Origin of the sequence: Sphingomonas sp. DBB INV C78 (assembly GCF_042693015.1) — a bacterium.
Taxonomy (GTDB): Bacteria; Pseudomonadota; Alphaproteobacteria; order Sphingomonadales; family Sphingomonadaceae; genus Sphingomonas_E.
Genome location: NZ_CP170544.1, coordinates 4,759,300 through 4,782,915, shown reverse-complemented (window position 1 = coordinate 4,782,915; position 23,616 = coordinate 4,759,300). Strand labels below are relative to the sequence as shown.

Here is a 23,616-nt window from a genome sequence, read left to right as displayed (position 1 = left end):
TCATGAAGGAACCGAGATGCTGGAACTTGTCCAGAACTGGCGCCTGCCTCGAAAGATGCTGGTCGCATTCACATTGATCGCCGTATTGGTCGTCGCTCTCGGCGTCTCGGGCGTGATCGCCAACCGCAAGCTCGGCAAGATCGCCGACGAACATGTCGCGTCGAGCCTCGCCGGCGCCAGCGCGATGTCGGATATCCGGGGCTATATCCGCGAATATCGCATCCTCGTTTATTCGGTCGTCACCGCGCGCAGCGACAGCGAGCGCGCCGAGCTCAGCAATCGCCTTGAAAAGAATCACGAGAATATCGACAAGGGCATCGAGGATTATGATGCCGTGATGGGCGAGGAGTTCGCCGCCGACATCACCGCTTTCAAGACGACCGTCGAAACGCTCAAGTCCGTCAACGAGCGTGTCTTCACCCTCGCCAAGAGCAACCAGCCCGAAGCCGCGATGGAAGTGCTCAAGACCGACGGCAAGAAGGCGTCACACGCCGCCATCGGCGCCACCAACGCGATGATGGAAAAGGTGCTGAAACTCGCCCACGATCGTGGCGACGAGGGCAATGCCTTCTCCAGCAACGCGCTGATCTTCATGTCGGTGATGATGCTGCTGTCGGTCGGCCTGCTGGTGGTGATCTGGAACCTGCTCAACCGCACGCTCGCCAAGCCCATGGCCGAACTGACTACCGTCACCACCAACCTTGCCGAAGGCCGTGAAGCGGTCGTGCCGCATCGCAACCGCCTGGATGAGCTTGGCGAAATCGCCAAGGCCGTCGAGCAGTTCCGCCTCGCCGCCGTCGCCCGCCAGGAGGCCGATCGCAAGCAGGCGGAGGAGCAGGCGCTCGTAACCGCCACGCTCGGCGATAGCCTCGCCGCGCTGGCGCAGGGCGATCTCACCGCCGAGGTGAAGGCCGATTTCCCGGCCGGCGTCGCCACGCTCAAGACGAACTTCAACGATGCGATCGAGAAATTGCGCGAGATGATCGGCGCGGTTTCGGTGAGCGCCGCCGGCATCCGCACCGGATCGCAGGAAATCGCCCAGGCGTCCGAAGATCTCGCCCGCCGTACCGAGGGCAATGCCGCCAGCCTGGAGGAAACCTCCGCCGCGATCGTCCAGATCGACGATCGTCTGAAGGCAAGCGCCACCGCCGCCGGCAAGACCGTCGAGCGGGCCGATGAAGCGCTGGCCACCGTCACCGGCGGCCGCGCCATCGCCGAGGAAGCCGTCCAGGCCATGGACCGGGTCAGCCTCAGCGCCAAGGGCATCGACCAGGTGATCGAAGGCGTCGACAAGATCGCCTTCCAGACCCGCGTTCTCGCCATGAACGCCGCGGTCGAAGCCGGTCGCGCCGGCGATGCCGGCCGTGGCTTCGCGGTCGTCGCCGATCTCGTCAGCGCGCTCGCCATGCGCGCCGAGGAGGAAGCCAAGCGCGCCCGCGATCAGCTCACCGTCACCCAGACCGACATCGTCACCGCCGTGGACGCCGTGCAGCGGGTCGATAATGCGCTGCAGAACATCTCGGGCGGCGTCGGCGAAGTCCACGGTTTGCTCGGCCAGATGGCCGACGACAACCAGGCGCAGTCCGCCGCGATCAGCCAGATCAGCGTCGCGATCAGCACCATGGACCAGTCGACCCAGCAGAATGCCGCGATGGTCGAGGAAACCTCGGCTGCCGCGCGCAACCTGACGACCGAAGTCACCTCGCTCGCCGAGCAGGCAGCCTTGTTCCGCGTCGACAATGGCGCCCGCCGCCCGGCCGCCCGTGCGGTCGCCAGCTCGCCCGTAACCAAGGCCGTCCCGTCCAGACCGGCCGCCAAGTCCTATGTCTCGCCGGTGAAGGCCCTGCCCGTCCCAGCAATGGCCCAGGCCAATGCCGCCCGGCGCCTGAATGGCACCAATAATGAGGACTGGTCGGACTTCTGATCCGATCCCGTCCTCCAAGGAAATTGCGCCCGGTGGCTCCCAGCCGCCGGGCCTTTTCTTTTTGGCCTGGGCTGCGTGGATACATTCCGATGCTGAACGATCGTCGGGTTTCGAGAAGTGTCTAGCCGCGCCCGAAAGGCAGGAAAGTCGGGAGTCCGGACTGTCTGCTTAGGGAACGAGAGCCGCGAAAGCTGACGCTGACGTGATCTCGAAGACGATCATTTGCAACCGTCTTAGGCAGACGATAGTCATCGGGCGATCGCGCGCATGGCAGGTAATGTTGATGCTCTGGATTTTGGCAATTCTATCAGCCGATTACCAACCGGATTATGTGGAACGAGAACTCATTGCCAAATGCGCCATTGATGTGCCTCGGCAAGCCAGGATGTCGTACGCAGGCGACCTGTGGCGTGTTATGTATGACCCTGCGCTCTCATCCGCCCAGCTAAAATGCTTGGATGATTGGGCAAGGAATTTCCCAAAGTTGCAGGGTATAATTCCTTGGGCGCATCCTGATCTCGATTGCTCCAACGAAGCATGGGGCCGGAGAGCAGACGAATTTCCGCACCGTCCCGAAGAGATAAGTCGGATTCGTACCAAATATGATGCATGCGTCATGCGCAAAGGGAAAAGCCGATAAAAGCTTGCTCTGCGTGCCGCGCGTGAACCCCTCCTTTTGAAAAAGACAGCGCGAATAATCCGGATGGCCCGAACCGGCGGCGGCTTTGGGGAGTTATCCGTTCGTGCTCGATCGGCAGCAATGTCGGCGTGTCCTGACAGGCAGGAATTTGGCAGAAATTACGGATAGCTGCCATTTCGAGAGGCTGTGCCGGGCCGCCGCCCGCATCGGCCGACAACATCCCTTCACGCCCGCGACTTCTGAACCCCCGCCAGTATCAGCAAGCAAGCATGACCAAAATCGTTTAGGATCGCCATCGCACGAAAGGCCAACGGCCGCGGGAAGCGGGGTGGGCGATGAGGATTGCATCTGCTCTGACGCTGGCCGCCCTGTTGGGCGCGTTCCCCCTGTTCGCGCAGACCGCACCGCTGCCTGAGGAAGCGCCCTATCTGGATGATCAGGGCGAAGAAGTCTTCGGCCCCAATTATCAACCCGCCTCTCCCACAGACAGCGGCACACCTTTGCTCGTCGGCCAGCCGGCGGGCGGCGCCGTCGTCGATCAGGCGGTGGAGGCGATGAACCAGCAGGAGGCAGCGCGCACGATCCAGCCCGAGGCCGCGTCGCCCGAAGCCTCGCGTTCGCCGCAGCCCATGCCCTTCCCCCTGCTGCGCTCCGTGCGCGAAACGGCCAACATGCCGCGCTGGCGCTCCCGCCCTGCCGCCAGCCGCTCTCACCCAGGCCCGGCGGCCGCGCCCGCCGCGCTCGATCAGGAGATGATCGTCCACTTCGTCTATGTCGGCCAGGGCGCGGGGGCGATCGTCGAGTTTCCCTGCGGCGTCACCGTGATCGACACCGGCGGCGAATATCGCAGTGGAGACAATGGCGGCAAAATGTTCACCGCCTATCTCGAATCCTTCTTCGCCGCCCGCCCGGCGCTCAACCGCACGATCGACGTGCTATTCACCTCGCATCCCCACAAGGACCATCTTTTCGGCCTGTCGCTGATGGGTTTCGGCGACGCGGCCGGCGCGTTCAAGATCCGCAACATCGTCGACAATGGCCAGACCGGCACCGAAGGCTCGCTCGCCGCGCAGACCAAAGCGCGGGAAGCCGCACGCGCCGCGGGCGCCAATTACAGCGCGGTCGAATTCGCCAACCAGACCTCCGCCACCGGCTCCACCAATGCGGTCATCGATCCCATATCCTGCCCGACGATCGACCCCAAGATCACCGCCTTCTGGGGCAGCCGCAACGATGCGCTTGTCGGCGCGAGCGCCGCCGAAGCCCGGCGCTACATCTCCCCCAACAACCACAGCGTCGTCGTGCGGATCGATTTCGGCAAGGCCAGCCTGCTCTTCATGGGCGATCTGCAGCAGGAAGGGATCGACGACATGCTCACGGAATATGAGGATAACCTCAGCGCGTTCGACGTCGATGTCCTCCACGTCTCGCACCATGGCGCCGAGAACGGCATGTCGGACCGGCTGATCGAGGTGACATCGCCCAGGATCGCAATCCTCTCGATGGGCGACCGCTCCTCCACTGCCGCCTCCACCGCCTTCGACCACGGCCACCCCCGGCTCAGCACGATCGCGCTGATGCAGAAGCAGCCCGAAATCGTCTCGAGCCGGCGATCCCCCAAAACCTTCTGGGGCGCGGAGAAGGAAGAAACGCCCTTCAAGGATGTCGTCATCCGCCGTGCCATCTACGGCACCGGCTGGGAAGGCACACTGCGGCTGAAGGCCAAGGCCGACGGGACGTATCGGTTCGTGAAGCCGTAGCCAACGGGACGGCCCCGCACGGCGTGAGCCGGCGGGGCCGTTGGGCGCACGGGGCCGTCGCCCCGCGGCAGAAGGGTGAGGGGTCAGGCGGCCGGGGAGGCGTCGCCGGCAGCCGCGGTCTTGCGGACGCGGGCGCGGACGGCGCCTGGGCGGCGATATTCGGCCATCATCATGAACTTGGGTTCGCTGCCGGCGAGCTCGGCCATCGTCTTGGCGGCGCGCTTGGTGATCTGGCGGATGCGTTCCTTGGTGACACCAGCTTCCTCTTCGACCGCGAAGGGCATCGTCTCGAACAGGCGGCGCTCGACGATCTCGCGGTTGCGGGTCAGGCGCTGCTCCAGCTTCTCCAGCTCTTCCGGATCGATGCCGTGGATGCGGGGCTTGGGGCGCGCCGGCAGGTTGTGCTCGATCTCGCACGGCTGGTTGAGCACGCGCTTCTTGGCGCGCGGACGGCGGCGGAGTTGACCCATTGCGGTGGTCCGCAGATGATCGACATAGCTGTCGACCAGCGACGCGGTGGCGCGGCCCGCCAGATAGTCCGACGCCGCGGATTCGGTGAGCGACAGCGCGTCCTCGTCCTCGATGATCGCTTCCAGCGAGGCTTCCTCGCCATCGACACCGTGGACGACCGCGTTGATCGAGATGGTGGTCGCATCGACCTTCTTCGCCGACGGACGCTGATCGGTCATCAGCCGGAAACGAAGGCTCTGCAGTTCCCCCCGGATCTGCCAGTTAACGAATGTGGTGAACTGCGCCTTTTCCGGCTCATAGGCCTGGATGGCGCGGTGGACGGCGATGGCGCAGGCCTGCTCGGCATCGTCCCAGTGCGCGGCCAGACCGTACTGGCGGATGAAGTGGCGGATGCGCGGCGCAATCAGCTTCAGGATGCGCGCGAAAGCCCGATCGACCTCGACGCGCTGTCGGGCCGTGGGCTTGGCGCCCTCCGCGGCCGTGTTGGCGATAACCGCGGCAACAGCCGCTTCCAGTGCGATCGTCGTCTTAGACATTGGATGCCCTCCCGTTTGTGGGGACGAGACGCCGACCGTCTGTTCCCCCTCACCGAGGACAAGATTCGCCGGAAAAGGTTAACAAACGATATTCTCCCATATTGCCTACGTATTTATCCTATAAGTGACGTCAGCAGGAATCGCGGAACCCCGCCAATTCCGCGGAGTTTCCGTCAGCCGACGGAGACGTCTTTCTGGAAGCGAGCGGTCTGCAGATTGCGGCCGACATAGTCGTTCAACCACGCACGATGGGCGCTGGGCGCATCGCCGGCCGCACTGATTCGCTGTTCGGCCGCGGCACGGCCGACCTGCGCGTCGAGCAACAGGCGCGCCCGTTCGGGATCGAGCCCGCCCTTGAGGTAACGGATGGCGTCGCCCAGGCCGAGATGATGGCCGAGATAAGCGAGTTCAGCCACGCGAGCTTCGCCCGCGCCGGGATCGACACCGACGCGCTTCAGCTTGTCGAGATTCGACCGTGAATAGTCCGCAATCGCCTGGATCGAGGCATCGCCGTCATAGCGCAACGCCAGCAATTCCGCGCGCGCATGGGCGCGCACCTTGCCATTGGTGTCCAGCCAGCCGCGGTCGCGCGCCGTGGCGTTGAGCCAACTGCCGCGACGCTCGGTCTCGCCTTGCCATGTGCCGCTCAGGAACTGGCCCAGCCCTGCCGCGCTGGATCGCGGGTTGCGTGAATAGACCAGCCAGCGGCCGTCCGCACCCTTGGCGGATTCGGCATGAACGATCGCAGCCAGTGCCGCGGCCGGTATGCCGGTGCGCTCCGCCGCTGCCTTCAACGTGCCGGCATAGACCGAATTAACTCCAAGCCCACCGACCCCATCCTTATTATAGGATGATCGCAATGAGCGCTCCTCATCGGGCTCGACGAAGGCGCGCGGCTGCGGCGGTGCCGCCATCAGCGTCGCACGGGGCGCAGCCGGCTGACCCGTCTCCAGCACCGCCAGCAGCGAATCCATGCTGAATTCGGGCGCCGCGGCATCCATGGATCGCTCCGTCCCACCCGTGGCCTCGCCGCCCAGTGCGGCCTGCCACAATCGGTTGGAAAGTTCGGACCGCGCCTGCTGAAAGATCAGCTCGGCCTTTTGCTGGGTGTCGAGGCGCGTCGAATCGATGCGGCTGATCATGCCCGCGCGCGGCGCTGTGCGTATCGCGTACGGATGAAGGCGCTCGCGGCGCGATCGTCGATCTGCGCCTGCTCGGCATTGGCGATGGCGCGCTCGGCCGATGAACGGAAGCCATCGGCGGCGGTTTCGATCGCCTTGAACGATCCGTAAGCGGCGGCGGCCTTGGTGCGCAGCCGCGCCAACTGCGCATCGATCAGCGCCTGATCCTCGCGCAGCCGCGCCCGCTCGGCACACATCCGCGCGACATAATTATGGTAGGAAAAATTCAGGTCGTCGGCCGCGGCCGCCGTCTCTCGCTCGATCGTGGCGTCCACCGCCGCGCGCGAATTTTCGATCTGGACGAGCTGGTTGACCTGCACGTTGATCGCGACGCGAACATCGTCGATCTCGCGCTGCTGCACGCGCAACGCGCCATCAAACGGGGTCTTCATCCTGGCCCTCCAAAATCGCCGCGAGAGCCGCGAAGCTCTCCTCGGCAAAGCCGCGGTCATTCTTGCCCTGGGTGAGCAACGCCTCGATCTGCGGCGCGAGCAGCACCGCCTGATCCACCTCGGGGCTGGCGCCGGCGCGGTAAGCGCCGAGCCGGACCATCTCCTCCATGTCATTATAGGTGGAAAGCGCGCGGCGGGCGGCGACACGCACGCAATTTTCCTCATCGCTATGCGCGTGCGGCAGGGTACGCGACACCGATTTGAGGATGTCGATCGCCGGATAGCGGCCGCGTTCGGCGATCCGCCGGGTGATGACGATATGCCCGTCGAGAATGCCGCGCACCGCGTCCGCCACCGGCTCATTATGGTCGTCGCCATCGACGAGAACCGTGAACAGTCCGGTGATCGATCCCTGCCCCGCCAGCCCCGGCCCTGCCCGCTCCAGCAGGCGCGGCAGCTCCGCGAACACGGTCGGCGTATAGCCCTTGGTCGCCGGCGGCTCGCCGCTCGCCAGACCGATCTCGCGCTGCGCCATCGCAAAGCGCGTCACCGAATCCATCAGGCAGAGCACGTTGAGACCCTGGTCGCGGAAATATTCGGCGACGGCCAATGTCGTCCATGCCGCCTGCCGCCGCATCAGCGCGGGCTCGTCCGATGTCGCGACGACGACGACGCTGCGGGCAAGCCCCTCCGGCCCCAGATCGTCCTCGACAAATTCCTGCACCTCGCGGCCGCGCTCACCGATCAGGCCGATCACCGCGACATCGCATTGGGTCCAGCGGGCGAGCATCGACAGCAGTACCGATTTGCCGACGCCCGAACCGGCGAACAGGCCCAAGCGCTGGCCGCGGCACAACGGCGCGAAGATATCGAGCGCACGCACGCCGGTTTCGACCTTGGCACCGACGCGGGCGCGAGCGGAGGCAAGCGGCGGCATCGCCTTGATCGGCCGCGGCTCGGCTCCGCACAGCAGCACGCCCTTGCCATCGACCGGCCGGCCGAGCCCGTCGATCATCCGGCCGAGCCAGGCCGATGACGGCCGCAGCGAGAATTGCCCCGCGCCAAGATCCGCCCGCGCGCCCGAGGCGATACCCTGCGGATCGCTGAACGGCAGGCAATGCGCGACGCCACGGTCGAGCCCAGTGACTTCGGCATCGACCACGCCGCCCGGCGCGGCGAGGCTGAGGCGCGATCCGATCTGGGCGGCGCCCGCCAGCCCTTCGACCTCGATCAGCGCGCCGCGCACGGCGACGACGCGGCCGAAGCGCCGGTCGGGCGAAAGCGCGCGCAGCCCGGCTGCGGCGGAAGCAAGTGTCAGCATGACCAGGCGCCGGTCAGGCGGCGGCGGTCGCGATCGGCCGGGCCATCGCCGCGGCCTCATAATTCATCAGCCAGCGGCAATCGGCCAGCGCGCGATAGAAATCGGACATCGCCGCCTTCTGGGCAAAGCTGATGCACATCGCGCGGGCCTCGGCCGACGACAAGGCGTCCATCAGTTCGCGGACCAAGGTGACGATGGCATCCTGATGGCGCGTCTGATTGGCGGGGTCGATATAGGCCATCATGCATGCGAAATAGAGCCGGCGGGCGGGCGTGTTCGCTTCGTCCGGGTTCATCACGTCGCGGCCGCGCAGCAGCGCGACATTATTTTCCACCGCCAATTCGGTGCGGCCCACGGCGCGCAGCACCGCGCCGTTGACGATGATCTTTTCGCCATCGCGAAGGGTAATCCGAAGCGCCATCTGTCCCTCGATATCCGTTTTCCTCATTATAGGATCACGGCGCGGCATCGGCCTGACAGCTAGGAAAATTTTGCCGATATTTGGTCGGCCCTTCCGTCCTCCTATTATGGCTGTGGATCAGGCAGGCGCTCCCAGGCGGCTGGCCGGCCACCACGCACGGGAGAATTTTGTGAGCCTTTATTCCGCACTTTACGCCGGCGTTTCGGGTCTCGGTGCACAGGCCAGCGCGATGGCAACCGTCGCCGACAATATCACCAACGTGAACACCATCGGCTACAAGGGCGTCTCGGCGGATTTCCGCACGCTCGTCACCGACGGTCGCGTCCGTACCAGCTATTCCGCGGGCGGCGTCTCGGCCGCGCCGCAGGCGATGATCTCGAAGCAGGGTCTGCTCCAGGCATCAAGCAGCCTCACCGATATCGGCATCGACGGCGCCGGCTTCTTCGTCGTCCGCTCATCATCCGATCCCAATGCGGAGATCGCCTTCACCCGCGCCGGATCGTTCAAGCCCGATCCCGCCGGTTTTCTGCGCAACACCAGCGGCTTCTACCTTCAGGGCTGGCCGCTCGACGCGCAGGGCAATTACGTCAACACCGGCAATCTCAATGCGCTCGAACCGATCCGGCCGAACTCGCTGACCGGTGCGGCGCTGCCGTCGACCAAGGTGCAGCTCCGCGCCAACCTCCAGTCCACGACGACGCCGGTCGCCGCCTACACCGCGGGCGATATGGCCTCGGGCACGGTGACGCCGCAATTCTCGCGCTCGGTCGACGTCTATGATCAGCAGGGCAATCCGCACCGCATCACCTTCGGCTTCGTCAAGACCGGCGTGAACCAGTGGTCGACGGAAATCTATGCTGATCCGGCCAGCGACGTCACCGCACCTGGCGGCCTGCTCGCGAGCGGCGACGTGATGTTCAACGCCGACGGCAGCCTCGATCTCGCGGGCTCGACCGCGGCTCTGTTCGCCGATCTCAACCCGACCTGGACGAACGGTGCGGGCTCGGTGCCGATTGCGCTCCAGCTCGGCGATGATGGCGGCCTCAACGGCCTCACCCAGTTCAGCGGTGAATCCGCCCTCCTCTCCTCTTCGGTCGATGGCGGCATGCTCGGCACCGTCGCCTCGGTCGAGATTTCGGCGGAAGGCGTCGTCAGCGCCATCTTCGAAGACGGCACCTCGCGCGCCATCTACCAGTTGCCGCTCGCCACCTTCCAGAACCCGGACGGCCTCACCCGCCTGGGTGGCAACGCCTATGCGATGTCGCAGGAATCGGGCAATTTCGCGATCAACAAGCCGGGCTCGCTGGGCTCGGGTGCGATCGCGGCAAGCTCGCTCGAAGCCTCCAACGTCGATCTGGCGCAGGAATTCACCAACATGATCCGCTTCCAGCGGGCCTACAGCGCATCGTCGAAGATCATCACCACGGTCGACGACATGCTCCAGGAAGTCAGCAACCTGAAACGCTGATCCGATTACCGACCGCATCCGCAATCTGCCAGCCAAAGGATAGTTTCCCTTGTCTTTGAACGAGATCCTCGGTTCCGCCATGTCCGGCCTCGCCGCGTCGCAGGCGGGGATGCGGTCGGTATCCAACAATATCGCCAATGTCGGCACCGCCGGTTACGCCCGCGAACGCGTGGCGCTCAGCACCGGCGTCACCAGTGGGCGCGTCAATGGCGTCGTCGTCGGCGAGCCTGAGCGCGTCGCCGACAAATTCCTCGAAAGCGCGGTCTATCGCCGCGCCGGCGATATGGGGCGGTCCGAAGCCGCCTCCTCCTATCTCGATCGGCTGCAATCCTTGCTCGGCGCGCCGGGCGCGGAATCGGGCCTTGCCGCGCGTCTGTCCGCCATCGCCACTTCGGCCCAGCAGATGACGGGCCTGCAGGGATCGGCCCAGGCGACGGCGAAGTTCACCGCCGACGTGCAGGATACGATCAGTTCGCTCAACCAGCTCGACCGTGACGTCGCCAGCCTGCGCGCCGATGTGGAATCCGAAGTCGGCTACACGGTCGAACGGGCAAATGTGCTGCTGCGTCAGATCCACGATCTCAATGACGAGGTCGCGCGTCTCGACGGTCTCGGCCGCAGTTCCGCGGGCGCCGCCGATCGCCGCATGATCGCGCTTGAGGAACTGAGCGGGATGATGAAGGTCAATATCCGCGAACAGCCCGACGGCCGCGTCACGATCGATTCCGCCTCCGGCCAGGTGCTGCTCGACAAAAGGCTGCGCCAGCTCGTCTATCCGGGCGGCTCGGGCGCGTCGCAGCCGACCTATCCGGCGATCGACATCCGCTTCGCCGATGCCGACGGCAAGACCGGCGCTTCGACCGGCGAGAAGATCGATTCCGCCGCGATCGGCGGCAAGCTGGGCGGGCTGATCGACATGCGCGATCGCGCGCTCCCCGAATTTTCCGAGAAGCTGGGCGTGCTGTTCAGCGGGCTGGCCGAGGCGCTGAACTCCGCCTCCAACGGCAGCACCACCATGCCGCCGCCCGCCTCGCTCACCGGCCGTTCGACCGGCCTCACCAACACGGATCGGCTCGGCTTCACCGGCAAGGCGGTGTTCGCGGTCGTCGGCAATGATGGCACGCTGATTGCCAAGACCACCGTCGATTTCGACGCGCTCGGCGCCGGCGCTACGGTCGACGATGCGGTGAACGCGATCAACGCCGGGCTCGCCCCCGATGCCAGCGCCACCTTCGCGGGCGGCAAGCTGACGATCAGCGCGACCGCCGCCAATGCCGGCATCGCAATCGCGCAGGACCCGACCACCCCCAGCGATCGCGCGGGTGTCGGCTTCTCGCAATATTTCGGCCTCAACGATCTTATCCGCAGCGAAACCAGCGCGCTCGTCCCCTCCGGCCTGATCGCCAGCGATCCGCACGGCTTCCCGGTGGGCGAAACTGCCGAGATCGTGCTGCGCGACGCCAGCGGCCGGGCGCTGACCAGCTACACCCTCACCGGTTCGGCGGGCTCGACTTGGGGCGACCTCGTGACGGAGCTGAACGCGAGTCCGCTCGGCGGCTTCGGCAGCTTCGCGCTCGACGATCGCGGCCGCATCCAGTTCCAGCCGACCGTCGCTGCAACCGGCGCGACGATCCAGATTCCCTCGGATTCGACCAACCGCTACGGCACCGGCCTCTCTTTCTCGACGCTGTCGGGCCTGACCGGCGACGCCAGCGGCCTCAAGAGTGCCGAGGTACGCCCCGACATCCTCGCCAGCGCCGCGCGCCTGCCGCTCGCCATGCTCCAGCTCAACGCCGCCGTCGGCGAAAAGGCGATCGGCGCGGGCGACGTGCGCGGCGCCACCGCCATCATCGACAGCCTCGCCAAGGCGGTCGATCTCGGCAAGGACGGCGTCATCACCGTCGATCGCTTTTCCAGCCAGTTGCTGGGCCGCGTCGGCGCGCAGTCCGCCCAGGCGCAGACCGCATATGAAGACGCCGCCGCCCGGCGCGACGATGCCGTCAACCGCCGCGACAGTTTCGCCGGCGTCAATGTCGATGAAGAACTCGCCCAGATGGTCGTGCTGCAGAACAGCTATTCGGCCGCGGCGCGGGTGATGACCACTGCGAGCGAGATGTACGACACGCTCATCGGTATGTTGAAATAAGGGAGATCCGCCATGACACGCGTAGCCACCATTCCGCTGCAGCGGACCATGTCCGGCGCGATCCAAAAGTCGCAGCAGGGCCTGGCGATCAGCCAGATGCAGCTCAACACCCGCAAGAAGGCGCATGATTATGCGGGCCTCGGCACCGATGCGGTGCGGACGCTCTCCGCCCGCGCGATGCTTGCCCAGCAGGAAGCGCATAAGTCGGTCGCGACCCGCGTCGGCACGACGACCGATCTCTATGCAGCGCATCTCAACCAGGTCGACGACAGCATGGCCAAGTTGCGCGAGCAATTGCTCACCGCGGTCGGCACCGGCGACGGGCCGGGCCTGCAGGAAGCGATCGAGGCCGCCTTCACCGATTTCCGCAACGCGATGAACGCGCGCGAAGGCGGCCTCCCCCTCTTCGCCGGTGCGCAGACCGACACGGACCCGCTGAAACCGCAGACGCTGGCCGACACGATCGGTCTCGATCCGGCCGATGCCTTCGCCAATGATCAGGTGCGCCTGTCCGCCCGCGTCGGCGACGGCATCGACGTCGAATATGGCGTTGTCGCCAGCGATGTCGGGCCCGATCTCATCCGCGCCTTCCGCACGCTGGCCGAAGCCGGCCCGATCGGTGAAAAGCCGACCGACGCGCAGAAGCTGGCGATGCGCCAGGCGATCGGTGAGCTCGACGCGGGCGTGACCGATCTCCGCGCCGTCAATGGCGAGGTCGGCCGCAAGCAGAACCAGATCGAAACCATGGGCGTCCGCGCCGAAGACCGCGCACTGCTGCTGGAGGAGGTGATCGGCAGCGTCGAAGACGCCGATCTCGGTCAGGTCGCGATCGACATCGCCCAGCGCAAATCGATCCTCGAAGCCTCCTACTCGGTCTTCTCGCAGCTTTCCGGCCTGTCGCTCGCCAACTTCCTGCGCTGATCGCGGTTACGGCATGAGAAAAGGGGCGCCCCGGTCGATCCGGGGCGCCCTTTTTGTGGGTGGGTGCGAAACTTAGATCCTCCCCGAGCTTGTCTCGGGGGTGGGGGACCATGCGCAGCATGGTGGAGGGGTAATTCCACCGTTGCGTAATGCCCCTCCGTCGCGCTTCGCGCGCCACCTCCCCGAGACAAGCTCGGGGAGGATCAAGCTTGGTCAAGATTTCGCCTGCGGCCCCGCGTCGATCAGATCGGCGATCTCGCCGGCCGGGCTCACGCTCGGGATCGCGGCCATCGCCCGCGCCACATCGGCGGGGTCGACCGTGCCGACCGCGGCTGTGAGCATGTCGAACACGGGCCGCGTCGCAAGCTTGGCGAAGGTCGGGGCGTAGCGCACACGCAACTCGACCAATTTGTCCTCCTGCCCCAGCATCGCCAGCGAGATGGCGTAGCGCAGCACCATTGCCTGATCGACGTCGCTCATCCGCCCGACCGGCGGCAGCCCCGGCGCCATTTCACCGGCGAGCGCCGCCCAGTCGCGCCGCTTCCACAGGATTTCGGCGCGCAGCGCCGCGGCGCCGGGCACGTCCTGCAGCACCGCAAAGGCTTCGGCCACCTTGCCGACCTGGGCGAGCGCCACCGCCTCGACCCGCTGGCGGGCGTGGAGCATGTCCGGCGGATAGGGGTTGCCGGCGGTCTTGCGCAGCGCGATCAGCGCGCGATCGGGCCGCCCGGCGAGGATGTGGAGCGTCGCCACCTTGGCCGAAAGCGGCCCCTGCGTGATGTCTTGCGCGCGGACGAAAAGCTGATGTTCCAGCAGATCCGCCGCGCGACCATAGAGGCCGGCCGCCTGCAACCGTTCGCCCAGCCGGCTCACCAGCAGGTCGCCCGCAGCCCCGCTCGGCGCGAGATCGCGATAATCCCAATAGAGGCCCGCCGCCTGGTCGATCGAAAGCTTGCTGGCCGGGTCGAGCGCCGCCGTAAGCTGCGCCTGCACACCCGCCAGGAAGTCCGGCCCCTGCCGGCCCGGATCGAAGAAGCGGAACAGCGACGCGCCGGCCTGGAGCGCCCCGCGCAGATCGTCGCTTTCGACGCTCAGCCGATAGCTCAGTTGCAGCGCGCGTTCCTCGACATGATCGCCGCGCCACACATAACGCAGCGCCTCCAGCCGCTTGAGCGCCGCCGTCGGCCCCAATGTCCGGTTGGCGACCTCGGCCTCGATCGCGCTCAGCCGCGCGTCCATGCGCAGGCCCATGCCCCCGCTTTTCTCGACGCGCGCGAAGCGCAGCCGCGCCTGATCGGGCTGGCGCATCGCCAGCAGCGCGCGGCCGCGATAGAGATTGGCGGCAGGGTCGCGATCGGGCAGTTGCGCCAGCCAGCGCATCGCCAGATCCGGCTTGCCGCTTTCTATTCCAGCCCGCGCCACCGCAATGACGAACGCCGCGCGATCGCCCGGCGTGCGTGCCCGCAACGCCGGCTCCGCACAGCCAAGCTGGCTCAGCGCCTGATCGGCAAAGCCGGTCTCGGCCAATGTCCGCAGCCGCCAGGCACACGCCTCAGCATTGTTGACGAGGCCGGGGGCGGAAAGCTCGCCAAAGCCGTCGGCTGGCCGCGCCATCATCGCCAGCGCAATCCCGCGGGCGAGCTTAAAGGCATCGACCATCGCCAGATCGGGATCGTCCTGGCGCATCACGTCGAGCACGCCATTCGCCTCGGCGCCGCGCCCCCGCGCGATCAGGCTGCGAACATATTCCCAGCGCACCTGCTGACGATCCGAAGCGGTCGCCCGCGCCAGCGCCTGCCACGCCTTGTCCTCTGGAATCGCAACCCAGGCCGACGGCATCGCCATCGGCGGCCGCTGGGCGAGTTCCGCCGCGAAGCCCGGCAGCCGGGCCATCGGCGTAGAGGTGGGGGCCGGGCCGGACAGCGGCGCAGTCGATACCGGCGGCGCAGGCGGTGCGGCAGGCGTGGAAGCCGTCGCATCGGCCCGCGAAAGCGGCAGCGCCGGCGCCGCCAGCACCGCCGCCGAAGCGAGCAGGAAGGGTATCTTCATGCGATCCCCACGTCGAACAGGCCGAGCGCCGCGATCAGCCCGCCGCCAAGGCCGCAGCCGATCACGAACAGCAGCACCAGCATGACGCGCGAGACGGCGGGCGCAGCGGCCGCGGCGACCATCGGCCGCACCGCGCCCGGCATGGCTTCATCTGCCGATCCGGCCGCCCCCGCATTCGGGTTCGCGTCGACATCGCCGCGCCGCCGCTGCGGCGGTTCGGGCGGGCGGCCCGAAGAAATGACCCTTACCCTGCCGGGCCGTTGATCGCGGCTCATCCATGCACCTGCTTCGTGAGATTTCATTCTATTATAGGATGAGGAACAGCCGCAGGAGCCGATGGTGCGCAGAACAATCCTGGCCGTGGGCGTCGCGACAAGCGCGATCGCCGCCGGCCCCGCCGCGATCGCGGCCGATGCTGCGCCCGCCGCCGCCAGCGGCAAGCCCGCCACCGCCGGCCCGCAATTCCTGACGATGGAAGAAATCACCGCACCGATCTTCAGCGCCAGCCGCATCGAAGGCTCGCTCAGCGTCACCCTGGTGATCGAGGCGACCACCCCCGCCGCCGCCACGGAACTGGGCAAGGACATGCCCCGCCTGCGCGCCACCTCGCTCGCCACCGCAATCGAATTCTCGCGCCTCTACGCCTCCGGCCTGACCCCGGTGAATGTCGCAAAGCTCAGCGCCGACCTCAACGCCGCCCTGAAAAGCGCCCACCCCGGCATCGCCCGCGTGCTGATCGTGAAGGTGGCTGCGGTCCCGGCTTGAGGGGTGGGGTGGTGGGGTTGCAGGCTAGCGTCGATGATGCGGATGGCGGCATGCAAACGGGCAGTTCCTGTTTGCTGAAATGAGCACGGCGAAGGCTCAGGACGACACAGCGGGTCAGCGCCTTATGAACGGGTTGCACATAATCCGCTACGAAGAGCGCTCGTGAGCACCCATGTTCAAATAGATATGCATAGACTTGCGCCGCTCCTGACTGGCCAAGTCTTTGACGCCCGACGAGCATTGTGCCCCGCCATTATCCTGACCTAGACTGTCGGCATGGTAACGGGGGAGCCCAACGGGCATGGCAAAGGTCATTCTGACGGATCGTGAAGTTGCACTCATAAAAGGCTTGATCCAACACAAAGCCTTAAACGATCAGCAGGCTTTAGCGATTTTCAGCTTTCTAGAGCGCAATTTCAACCATCGCGAGATAGGCGGCATACGGAAGGGTACGAGCCCTCGTTATCGAGCAATTGCGGCAGCGTCGAAAATTGATGTCGACGCCCTTCTGTATCAGTATTCTAAAATTTCATCCTTGGCAGAGCAGCTTGGATTCTATGAAACCAGCTACGTCGTAGCTCAAGTTCGCAAATCCGTTGAAATATTTAAGACCGCCGTTCTCATATATAATAATAATATACTATTTACCAGGTCAGAAACTTTTGTCGTCCTGTCCATCATTGCATGGACCTATCTCCTTCACGCTCGCCTGACGGATCAAGGCGTCGCCCCGGTTTATAGGAATCCGGACGGAACGACCATAATGATAGATGGTCAGGAAAAACTATGGGAGCTTAGCTACTGTATCGAACGGACAGAATCTGGGTTATCCGCGGGAGAGAAGGCAAATCTCAAATATCTTATCGCCATACGTAACGCCATTGAGCATCGTTCAAGCGAGGATATCAATGAGGCTATTCAGGCAAAGATACAGGCTAATGCGTTAAATTTTCTAAGATATGCCAGAGAAAACTTCGGAAACAAATACGATTTCTCTCATGATCTTTCTTTCACGATCCAACTTCAGGCGCTCACACTGAAATCTCCGAACGTGCTCAAAGGGGCGATACCGGTCGCCAAAACCGTTGCAGCTGTGAACGCCCTATTAGAAGCACCGATGTCATCGGCCGAGTTTAACGATCCAGCTTACGCTTTCCGCGTGTATGTTGTTCCGAAAGTCACGAACAACTTAAAAAAGGCTGATCAGGCAGTTATCTACAGCCCGGTCGGGTCCGATGTGGAGGTAGCAATTAAGCACGTCGAACGTCCTAAGTTTCGCATGAAGGAATCTATTAAAAAGCTTGAGGACGACTACGGTTTGATTGTGACTAGCTACGAATTTCAGCAAGCTTGGAAGCTTAATGATCTCAAGAGCGCCGCGAAGGGACTTGCAATTGAACTTGGTGGTCAATGGTTTTGGTATCAGGAAGGCATTGATAAGATAAAAGAGATCGTTACCGCTTGAGAGTCGCACCCCTGATGGATCGGGCGACGGATCGTGCGATATGATGGTGACTTACAAGATTGTGCCTCCCAATCCCTTACGGACGAATCGTCGCTTCGGTGCCGCTCTTTCGCGGCGCTACTGTCGCACGGGTGCCTCGTCACTGTCGCGCTGGCATAGCGTCCCGTCGCCTGACTATCGCGCCGCAGGCGCATTCCTGTCGCTTCGTGGCTCGAACCGGTCGCGTCCCTGTCGCGCCCGCCTCACGCTGTCCTACAAGGGCTCATATTGCTATAATCACCGGAAAGGCGCGGATTTCCGCGCTTTCCCGCTCTTTCCCATCGTCGGATGCCGCTTTGCGGAGGATTGCGAAAATGCGCTCGCAACCCTCAACTTCCTCAACTTCGCTTATCGCGCCTCCACCGCCGGCCGCGGCTTCGCGCCCCTGCCTGCCAGCGCCATGCTGAGTTGCACCGCCGCGTCGGGCTTCATGTTCGACACGATCAAAGCGGTCGATCGCTCGCGCATCCGCTTGGCGATCTCGGTCTGCACGTCGAGGTCCAGCCGTTCGAAGATCACCGCCGCCTTGGCGGGCTTCATCGTCTGGTAGATGCGGGCAAGCTCGTCATAGGGCTCGTCCGCCGCCACAGCCGCCTTGCCGCCTGCCGCTGCCGATCCGGCCGGCGCCGCCTGCGCCTGGCGCGCCTCAAGGTCGGCCTTCAGCCGCGCCTCGGTCGCGCGCGCTGCCTGCTCGCGCAGTTCCAGCACGCGCTTCTGCTGCGCCAGCGCCTGATCGCGCTCACGCACGCTCTGCTGGATCGAGGTGCCGAGCCGGGTCGCCGGCTGCTGATCCGCCGGGGGCGTCGTCGCGGCGACGGCGTTGGCGACAGCCGAGATGGCCGCGACGCCCGCGGTCAGCGACAGCAAGGTCGGCCGGCGGCGCGTCATCGCCCGGACCATCCCCGGCACCTGCGACGCGAGATCGCCGGCGCGGGACATGAGCGACGGGGACGATGACGATGACGGCGACGAGGACGGGGGCATCACGCCGCCTCCGCCAGCGCCGCTTCGACGATCGCGGCTTCGGCCGGCGTCGGCTTGGTCCGCGCGCGCTTCGGCTTGGCCGGTGCCGCGACGGCGCGCTTGCGGGGCGCCTTGGCCGGCGCTGCCGCTTCGCTTTCCTTGCTGCGTTCACCGGCAACCGCGGCCGCATCCATGATGCGTTCGGCCACGGCATTGCCGATACCGACCATCACCGAAAGCTCGTCGCGCAGCGATTCACCCGACTGGATGGTGCGCACGCTGGCGGCGCCATCGGTCGCAAGGATCGTCTTCAGCTCGGCCAGCACCGCGCGGGCCTGGGCCGTCGCATTGTCGAGCTGCTTCACCGTCTCGCCGAGATCGCCCGACTTGATGGCATCGAAGCTCCGTATCATCCGCGCGCTCTGCACGAGCACGGCGACACACAGCAGCATGAGGAGGATGTTGATGAAGGTCGCGAACGTCATTTGGGGAAACCCTTCGAAATGTCGGTGGCCATGCGGATGGCAATGTTGCTGCAGCGCTGGCCGATATGGGCGTGGCCCAGCGCGACGCCGCCACAATGCACCTCCAGCGGATCGTCCGGCCCGCGGTTGAGGGGGATGGTCTGGCCGACGGCGAGCGCCATCACGTCGTGGACGCGCATATGCTTTTCGCCCAGCACGACATCGACCATCACCTCGGTATGGCGCAGCTCCGTCGCCATATGCGTTTCCCAGATGCGGTCGCGGCCAAGCTTTTCGCCCATGAAGCGCTGGAGCAGCTTTTCGCGGACCGGCTCGATCGTCGCATAAGGCAGCAGGATGCTGAACTTGCCGCCGCGCCCTTCCATGTCGACGCGGAAGGTGGCGACCGCGGCGATGTTGCTGGGCCCGGCGATCGCGGCAAAGCGCGGGCTCGCCTCGACGCGTTCCAGTTCCATCGTCACCGGCTCGATCGCCTCGAACGAGGCGGAGAATTCGTCGAGCGCGAGCTGGATCATCTTGGATACCAGCATGGTTTCGATCGTGGTGAAGGCGCGGCCGTCGATGCGGAGCGAGCTGTTGCCCTTGCGCCCGCCGAGCAGGGCATCGACAACCGCGTAGATCAGGCTCGAATCCACGGTGACGACACCGTAATTCTCCCATTCGACGACCTTGAACACCCCCAGCATCGCCGGCAGCGCCACCCGGTTCATAAACTCGCCGAAGCGCGTGGAGGTAATCTCCTCCAGGCTGACGTCGATCGCGTCCGACGTGAGGTTGCGCATGCTGGTGGCGAAGGTGCGCACCATGCGTTCGCACACGACCTCCAGCATCGGCAGCCGTTCATGGCTGATGACATTGGATTCGATGACGGCCTTGAGGCCGCTCTTCTGCGGAGCCGGCGACCCGCCGTCGAAGCCGAACAAGGCGTCGATGCCGGCCTGGTCGAACGTGACCTCCGCGCCCACCGGCATGACCGGCGGGTCGGGCAGCGCGAAATCCTCGAAATCCTCGAAATCGTCGCTCATTGCTGCACCAGATCCTGGATGAGGATGTCGCGGACCGCGCCGGCACCGATGGCGCTCGCCGCGCGGGCCATCATTTCTTCCTTGACGCGGAACACCGCCGCCGATCCGTTGAGATCCTCGGGCCGCAGCTCGCGCAGGAAGGGCTGCAGCGCATCGAGGATGACGGGCAGCCGTTCCTTGATCTCGTCGGTGCGCGCGGCATCCGCGGCGACGACGATGAAGCGCAGCTTCAGGAAGCGGACATGGCCGTCGCTGCTGCGCAGATTGACGATCATCGGCGGCACTTCGACATAGGCTTCGGACGATGCGTCGCCGGCAGCCACCACCTTCTCCTCCTCGCCCTCGCCGCCGAGGAAGGCGAAGCCCGCACCGACGCCGCCAAGCAGCAGCGCCGCGCCGGCGGCAATGATGATGCCGCGCTTGCCGAAGCGCGGGCGCGGCGCGGGCAGCGCAGCCTGCGTCGCCGGTGCCGGTTCACTGATTGCATTGGTCTGCACGCATTCACCCCCTTGAGGCTCCCGGGGCACCACCATCGAAAAGGGGGCAGCGCGTCCGGTCTCACGATTTCCCTCCTATTATAGGATGAGCGATCGGCAATTTTTGCCTGCTCGACATTTATCGCCGAATTTTTCGAGGTGGTTTGATGGACGTGTCATCCTATGTGCTGCTGAGCCATGAGCAGGCGCTCCGCCGCCGGCTCGACGTCGCGGCGAATAATATGGCCAACAGCAGCACCGTGGGCTTCAAGCGCGAACAGCCGCTGTTCCATGAATATGTGGAAAATGCGCGCGAGGCCCTGGTCGAGGACGCCAGGAAGACGAGCTTCGTGCTCGATTATGGCGCGATCCACGATACCGCCCAGGGCGCCTTCCAGGCGACCGGCAATCCGCTCGACGTGATGATCGACGGCCCCGGCTATATCAATGTCGAAACGCCCGAAGGCGGCGTCGCCTACACGCGCGCCGGCTTTATCAAGATATTGGAATCCGGCGATCTCGCCATTTCGAGCGGCCAGCGCATCCTGGGCGACAATGGCCGCCCGATCAATGTGCCGGAAGATCAGCAATCATCGGTGACGATCGCCGCCGACGGCACCGTCATGGGCCGCGAAGGCCCGCTCGGCCGCATCGCCGTCACCAATTTCGCCGACGAGAATATGGTCTCGCCGCGCGGCGACGGGATGATGACCGGCACCGGCGGCCGCCCCCTCGCCGCCCGCGAAACCAGGCTCAAGGTCGGCGGCGTCGAGGCGTCCAACGTCCAGCCGATCGTCGAGACCACCAACATGGTCGAGATTCTGCGATCCTATCAGAATAGCATGCGGATGACCGAAAGCCTGAACGACATCCGCAAGCAGGCGATCAGCCGGCTCGGCCGCGTGAACTGATCCCGACCGCCTTCCCCTCATATTCTCCCAGAAAGGTTCGACCGACATGCGCTCTCTTTCCATCGCCGCCACCGGCATGCTTGCCCAGCAGACCAATGTCGACGTGGTCTCGAACAACATCGCCAACATGAACACGACCGCTTTCAAGCGGCAGCGTGCCGAGTTTCAGGATCTGCTCTACCAGCAGGTTTCGCGCCCCGGCGCCGCATCGAGCGCGGACGGCACTAAGGTTCCCTCGGGCATCCAGATCGGCGCCGGCGTCCGCACCGGCGGCGTCTATCGCATTACCGAACAGGGGCCGATGACCAACACCGGCAACCGCTATGACATCGCCATCGACGGCACCGGCTATTTCCAGATCCAGTTGCCCTCGGGCGAGATCGGCTACACCCGCGCAGGTTCGTTCCAGCCTTCGGACCAAGGCGAGCTTGTCACCGCGGACGGCTATCGCGTCCAGCCCGATATCACCATCCCGCAGGGCGCGATCGATGTCGTCGTGTCCAAGACGGGCGAGGTGCAGGTCAAGCTCGCTGGTCAGCCCGAACTACAGACCGTCGGCCAGCTCGAACTCGCGACCTTCGTCAATGAAGGCGGTCTGGAAGCGATCGGCGGCAATCTCTTCCTCGAAACCGCAGCCTCCGGCCAGCCGACTGTGGCAGTCCCCGGCGAACCCGGCTTTGGCACGCTGACGCAAGGTTTCCTGGAAGCGTCGAACGTCAATCCCGTCTCCGAAATCACCGCGCTCATTACCGCTCAGCGTGCCTATGAGATGAACAGCCGCGTGGTGAAGACGGCGGACGAGATGCTCGCCACCTCCAGCCAGCTCCGCTGATCGTCATGGCGAGCTTGTTCATCGCGGCGCTGCTCGCCGGTGCCGCGCCGGCCGCGGCGGCGACGGTCGATGCGCCCGTGCTCGCCCGCACGGTCGAGAAAGGCGAGATATTGTCGGCCGGCGACTTCGTTGTCGCCCCCGTGATGGCGAGCATCGCCCGCAGCGCCATCCAGCCGCAGGCCGCGGCTGGCAAGGAAGCCGTGCGGCGGCTGGCCGCGGGTGCGCCCGTCCGTACCAACGACGTCGTCCGCCCGCGGCTCGTGCGTCGTGGCGAGGCGGTGACGATCGCCTTGGTCTCCGGCCCGCTCACCATTACCAGCGCCGGCCGCGCGATGACCGACGGCGGCGCCGGCGACAATGTGCGCGTGCTCAACACGAGCACCAACCGCACGCTCGACGGCATTGTCGAGCCATCGGGCCGCGTCCGCGTCGCCGGCCAATAGGAGAGTTTCGATGAAGCCCATTCTGCCCGTGCTGCTGGTCGCGACCTTGCTGTCCGGCTGCAACATCCCGGAACGGCTGACCAATGTCGGCCGCGCGCCCAAGATGACGCCGATGGACGATCCGGCCGCACCGCTGATCGAACCCTCGCTCGGCAACCAGGCCGCCGCCCATCGCTCGGGCCAGTCCCCCGCCGCCGTGCCGCCGCCGCCCAGCGCCTCGCTGTTCCGTACTGGCGCCGGTGCCTTCCTGCGCGATCAGCGCGCGTCGCAGGTGGGCGACATCCTGACGATCCGGGTCAACGTCCAGGATCGCGCCGTCGTCGGCAACACCACCACCCGTTCGCGAGACGGCGCGGAAAGCGCCAATCTCGGTAAATTGTTCGGGCTGGAGCCGGCCAACCCCAATCTGGTGCGTGCGGATTCCACGTCCACCTCCAACGGCGCGGGCAACACGTCGCGCAGCGAACAGATCAACATGACGATCGCTGCGATCGTCACCGGCGTCCTCCCCAACGGCAATTTGCTGATCCGTGGACGACAGGAGATGCGCGTCAATTTCGAACTGCGCGAGCTGATCGTCTCCGGTGTCGTCCGTCCAGAGGATATCGCCCGCGACAACAGCATCGCCCACAGCAAGATCGCCGAGGCGCGGATCAGCTATGGCGGCCGCGGCCAGTTAACCGACGCGCAGCAGGCGCGCTGGGGCCAGCAGATCTACGACGCGCTCTTCCCCTTCTGATCCCCGGCCCACCGGCGTCGCACCGGCCCACGCCTCCTTCCGATCCCGGTCGGCAGGAGGCGTGGGCCGCTTCTCGTTCCGGCCCCGACACATTCGTCGTCAACGCTTTGTTAAGGATAAATAAAAAGTGCACGTCGCTTTGGCATCCCATAATTCCTTCCCAGAATGAAAGGCGACCCAAGGGGTTGGGATCGTCGCGGGCCAGCGCACTGGCCCAGGCCGAAGAAGTCGGCCTCTATTCTA

At 65.3% G+C, this 23,616-nt stretch carries 22 protein-coding genes; 11 read left to right on the top strand and 11 right to left on the bottom strand.

Going from position 1 to position 23,616, the window contains the following annotated elements; all coding sequences use genetic code 11:
• Positions 1–16: 16 nt before the first annotated feature.
• Both ACFB49_RS22850 and ACFB49_RS22845 read left to right on the top strand, forming a co-directional pair.
• Positions 17–1,924, top strand: coding sequence for a methyl-accepting chemotaxis protein (locus ACFB49_RS22850; protein WP_380874045.1), 1,908 nt, complete (start codon positions 17–19; stop codon positions 1,922–1,924).
• A 975-nt stretch (positions 1,925–2,899) separates the two neighbouring features.
• Positions 2,900–4,324, top strand: a complete 1,425-nt coding sequence (locus ACFB49_RS22845; RefSeq protein WP_380874043.1) for a ComEC/Rec2 family competence protein — start codon at positions 2,900–2,902, stop codon at positions 4,322–4,324.
• Positions 4,325–4,407: 83 nt separating this feature from the next.
• Here ACFB49_RS22845 and ACFB49_RS22840 read toward each other — a convergent pair whose 3' ends face one another.
• The 5 genes from ACFB49_RS22840 to ACFB49_RS22820 form a co-directional block, all read right to left on the bottom strand.
• Positions 4,408–5,331: a sigma-70 family RNA polymerase sigma factor gene (locus ACFB49_RS22840; RefSeq protein WP_380874042.1), complete on the bottom strand. Its 924-nt coding sequence runs from the start codon at positions 5,329–5,331 to the stop codon at positions 4,408–4,410.
• A gap of 173 nt (positions 5,332–5,504) precedes the next feature.
• The gene (locus tag ACFB49_RS22835; protein ID WP_380874040.1) at positions 5,505–6,473 is read right to left on the bottom strand and encodes a peptidoglycan-binding protein; all 969 of its coding nucleotides are present in this window, start codon (positions 6,471–6,473) and stop codon (positions 5,505–5,507) included.
• A complete protein-coding gene (locus ACFB49_RS22830; RefSeq protein ID WP_380874038.1) occupies positions 6,470–6,904 on the bottom strand; it encodes a hypothetical protein in 435 nt (144 codons plus the stop codon). Before ACFB49_RS22830 ends, ACFB49_RS22835 begins: the two co-directional genes overlap by 4 nt.
• The gene (fliI, locus tag ACFB49_RS22825) at positions 6,888–8,225 is read right to left on the bottom strand and encodes a flagellar protein export ATPase FliI (RefSeq protein WP_380874037.1); all 1,338 of its coding nucleotides are present in this window, start codon (positions 8,223–8,225) and stop codon (positions 6,888–6,890) included. Before fliI ends, ACFB49_RS22830 begins: the two co-directional genes overlap by 17 nt.
• A 13-nt stretch (positions 8,226–8,238) precedes the next feature.
• Positions 8,239–8,646, bottom strand: coding sequence for a flagellar biosynthesis repressor FlbT (locus tag ACFB49_RS22820; RefSeq protein WP_380874035.1), 408 nt, complete (start codon positions 8,644–8,646; stop codon positions 8,239–8,241).
• 169 nt (positions 8,647–8,815) lie between these two features.
• Between ACFB49_RS22820 and flgE the strand changes: the two genes are divergently transcribed.
• The 3 genes from flgE to ACFB49_RS22805 are packed head-to-tail and all read left to right on the top strand — an operon-like array spanning position 8,816 to position 13,181.
• A complete protein-coding gene (gene flgE, locus ACFB49_RS22815; protein WP_380874033.1) occupies positions 8,816–10,114 on the top strand; it encodes a flagellar hook protein FlgE in 1,299 nt (432 codons plus the stop codon).
• A gap of 49 nt (positions 10,115–10,163) precedes the next feature.
• Positions 10,164–12,260 carry a flagellar hook-associated protein FlgK gene (locus tag ACFB49_RS22810; RefSeq protein ID WP_380874031.1) on the top strand — a complete coding sequence of 699 codons (2,097 nt, stop codon included), beginning with the start codon at positions 10,164–10,166 and terminating at the stop codon, positions 12,258–12,260.
• Between the two features lie 12 nt (positions 12,261–12,272).
• Entirely contained in the window at positions 12,273–13,181 is a 909-nt protein-coding gene (locus ACFB49_RS22805) for a flagellin (protein WP_380874030.1), read from the top strand.
• Positions 13,182–13,394: 213 nt separating this feature from the next.
• Here ACFB49_RS22805 and ACFB49_RS22800 read toward each other — a convergent pair whose 3' ends face one another.
• Both ACFB49_RS22800 and ACFB49_RS22795 read right to left on the bottom strand, forming a co-directional pair.
• A complete protein-coding gene (locus tag ACFB49_RS22800) occupies positions 13,395–15,230 on the bottom strand; it encodes a hypothetical protein (protein ID WP_380874028.1) in 1,836 nt (611 codons plus the stop codon).
• Positions 15,227–15,505, bottom strand: coding sequence for a hypothetical protein (locus ACFB49_RS22795; protein WP_380874026.1), 279 nt, complete (start codon positions 15,503–15,505; stop codon positions 15,227–15,229). Before ACFB49_RS22795 ends, ACFB49_RS22800 begins: the two co-directional genes overlap by 4 nt.
• Positions 15,506–15,566: 61 nt before the next feature.
• Between ACFB49_RS22795 and ACFB49_RS22790 the strand changes: the two genes are divergently transcribed.
• Together ACFB49_RS22790 and ACFB49_RS22785 are read left to right on the top strand one after the other, a co-directional pair.
• On the top strand, positions 15,567–15,995 hold the full coding sequence (locus ACFB49_RS22790; protein ID WP_380874024.1) for a hypothetical protein: 429 nt from the start codon (positions 15,567–15,569) through the stop codon (positions 15,993–15,995).
• A gap of 301 nt (positions 15,996–16,296) precedes the next feature.
• Positions 16,297–17,460, top strand: coding sequence for a DUF3644 domain-containing protein (locus tag ACFB49_RS22785; RefSeq protein WP_380874022.1), 1,164 nt, complete (start codon positions 16,297–16,299; stop codon positions 17,458–17,460).
• A gap of 387 nt (positions 17,461–17,847) precedes the next feature.
• Here ACFB49_RS22785 and ACFB49_RS22780 read toward each other — a convergent pair whose 3' ends face one another.
• From ACFB49_RS22780 to ACFB49_RS22765, 4 genes are read right to left on the bottom strand one after another with little or no spacing between them, the layout of a single operon-like run.
• Positions 17,848–18,483, bottom strand: coding sequence for a MotE family protein (locus tag ACFB49_RS22780; RefSeq protein WP_380874020.1), 636 nt, complete (start codon positions 18,481–18,483; stop codon positions 17,848–17,850).
• The gene (locus ACFB49_RS22775) at positions 18,483–18,947 is read right to left on the bottom strand and encodes a DUF6468 domain-containing protein (RefSeq protein ID WP_380874019.1); all 465 of its coding nucleotides are present in this window, start codon (positions 18,945–18,947) and stop codon (positions 18,483–18,485) included. The genes ACFB49_RS22780 and ACFB49_RS22775 overlap by 1 nt, the downstream gene beginning before the upstream one ends.
• The gene (gene fliM, locus ACFB49_RS22770; RefSeq protein ID WP_380874017.1) at positions 18,944–19,972 is read right to left on the bottom strand and encodes a flagellar motor switch protein FliM; all 1,029 of its coding nucleotides are present in this window, start codon (positions 19,970–19,972) and stop codon (positions 18,944–18,946) included. Before fliM ends, ACFB49_RS22775 begins: the two co-directional genes overlap by 4 nt.
• Positions 19,969–20,469, bottom strand: a complete 501-nt coding sequence (locus ACFB49_RS22765; protein ID WP_380874015.1) for a flagellar basal body-associated FliL family protein — start codon at positions 20,467–20,469, stop codon at positions 19,969–19,971. The genes fliM and ACFB49_RS22765 overlap by 4 nt, the downstream gene beginning before the upstream one ends.
• 146 nt (positions 20,470–20,615) lie before the next feature.
• Here ACFB49_RS22765 and ACFB49_RS22760 point away from each other — a divergent pair, with 146 nt between their 5' ends.
• From ACFB49_RS22760 to flgH, 4 genes are read left to right on the top strand one after another with little or no spacing between them, the layout of a single operon-like run.
• Entirely contained in the window at positions 20,616–21,359 is a 744-nt protein-coding gene (locus ACFB49_RS22760) for a flagellar hook-basal body complex protein (protein ID WP_380874014.1), read from the top strand.
• A 46-nt stretch (positions 21,360–21,405) separates the two neighbouring features.
• A complete protein-coding gene (gene flgG, locus ACFB49_RS22755) occupies positions 21,406–22,191 on the top strand; it encodes a flagellar basal-body rod protein FlgG (RefSeq protein WP_380874012.1) in 786 nt (261 codons plus the stop codon).
• Between the two features lie 5 nt (positions 22,192–22,196).
• Positions 22,197–22,634: a flagellar basal body P-ring formation chaperone FlgA gene (gene flgA / locus ACFB49_RS22750; RefSeq protein WP_380874011.1), complete on the top strand. Its 438-nt coding sequence runs from the start codon at positions 22,197–22,199 to the stop codon at positions 22,632–22,634.
• Positions 22,635–22,644: 10 nt separating this feature from the next.
• Positions 22,645–23,373, top strand: a complete 729-nt coding sequence (gene flgH / locus ACFB49_RS22745) for a flagellar basal body L-ring protein FlgH (protein WP_380874010.1) — start codon at positions 22,645–22,647, stop codon at positions 23,371–23,373.
• Positions 23,374–23,616: the final 243 nt, after the last annotated feature.

Excerpts from the sequence above, each read along its gene's own strand:
- ACFB49_RS22800 (WP_380874028.1), bottom strand. The coding sequence starts at position 15,230 with ATGAAGATACCCTTCCTGCTCGCTTCGGCGGCGGTGCTGGCGGCGCCG.
- ACFB49_RS22785 (WP_380874022.1), top strand. The coding sequence starts at position 16,297 with ATGGCAAAGGTCATTCTGACGGATCGTGAAGTTGCACTCATAAAAGGC.
- flgH (WP_380874010.1), top strand. The coding sequence starts at position 22,645 with ATGAAGCCCATTCTGCCCGTGCTGCTGGTCGCGACCTTGCTGTCCGGC.
- flgG (WP_380874012.1), top strand. The coding sequence starts at position 21,406 with ATGCGCTCTCTTTCCATCGCCGCCACCGGCATGCTTGCCCAGCAGACC.
- ACFB49_RS22760 (WP_380874014.1), top strand. The coding sequence starts at position 20,616 with ATGGACGTGTCATCCTATGTGCTGCTGAGCCATGAGCAGGCGCTCCGC.
- flgA (WP_380874011.1), top strand. The coding sequence starts at position 22,197 with ATGGCGAGCTTGTTCATCGCGGCGCTGCTCGCCGGTGCCGCGCCGGCC.
- ACFB49_RS22835 (WP_380874040.1), bottom strand. The coding sequence starts at position 6,473 with ATGATCAGCCGCATCGATTCGACGCGCCTCGACACCCAGCAAAAGGCC.
- ACFB49_RS22805 (WP_380874030.1), top strand. The coding sequence starts at position 12,273 with ATGACACGCGTAGCCACCATTCCGCTGCAGCGGACCATGTCCGGCGCG.
- ACFB49_RS22830 (WP_380874038.1), bottom strand. The coding sequence starts at position 6,904 with ATGAAGACCCCGTTTGATGGCGCGTTGCGCGTGCAGCAGCGCGAGATC.
- ACFB49_RS22850 (WP_380874045.1), top strand. The coding sequence starts at position 17 with ATGCTGGAACTTGTCCAGAACTGGCGCCTGCCTCGAAAGATGCTGGTC.
- fliI (WP_380874037.1), bottom strand. The coding sequence starts at position 8,225 with ATGCTGACACTTGCTTCCGCCGCAGCCGGGCTGCGCGCGCTTTCGCCC.
- ACFB49_RS22840 (WP_380874042.1), bottom strand. The coding sequence starts at position 5,331 with ATGTCTAAGACGACGATCGCACTGGAAGCGGCTGTTGCCGCGGTTATC.
- ACFB49_RS22790 (WP_380874024.1), top strand. The coding sequence starts at position 15,567 with ATGGTGCGCAGAACAATCCTGGCCGTGGGCGTCGCGACAAGCGCGATC.
- ACFB49_RS22845 (WP_380874043.1), top strand. The coding sequence starts at position 2,900 with ATGAGGATTGCATCTGCTCTGACGCTGGCCGCCCTGTTGGGCGCGTTC.
- fliM (WP_380874017.1), bottom strand. The coding sequence starts at position 19,972 with ATGAGCGACGATTTCGAGGATTTCGAGGATTTCGCGCTGCCCGACCCG.
- ACFB49_RS22775 (WP_380874019.1), bottom strand. The coding sequence starts at position 18,947 with ATGACGTTCGCGACCTTCATCAACATCCTCCTCATGCTGCTGTGTGTC.
- ACFB49_RS22795 (WP_380874026.1), bottom strand. The coding sequence starts at position 15,505 with ATGAGCCGCGATCAACGGCCCGGCAGGGTAAGGGTCATTTCTTCGGGC.
- ACFB49_RS22820 (WP_380874035.1), bottom strand. The coding sequence starts at position 8,646 with ATGGCGCTTCGGATTACCCTTCGCGATGGCGAAAAGATCATCGTCAAC.
- ACFB49_RS22780 (WP_380874020.1), bottom strand. The coding sequence starts at position 18,483 with ATGCCCCCGTCCTCGTCGCCGTCATCGTCATCGTCCCCGTCGCTCATG.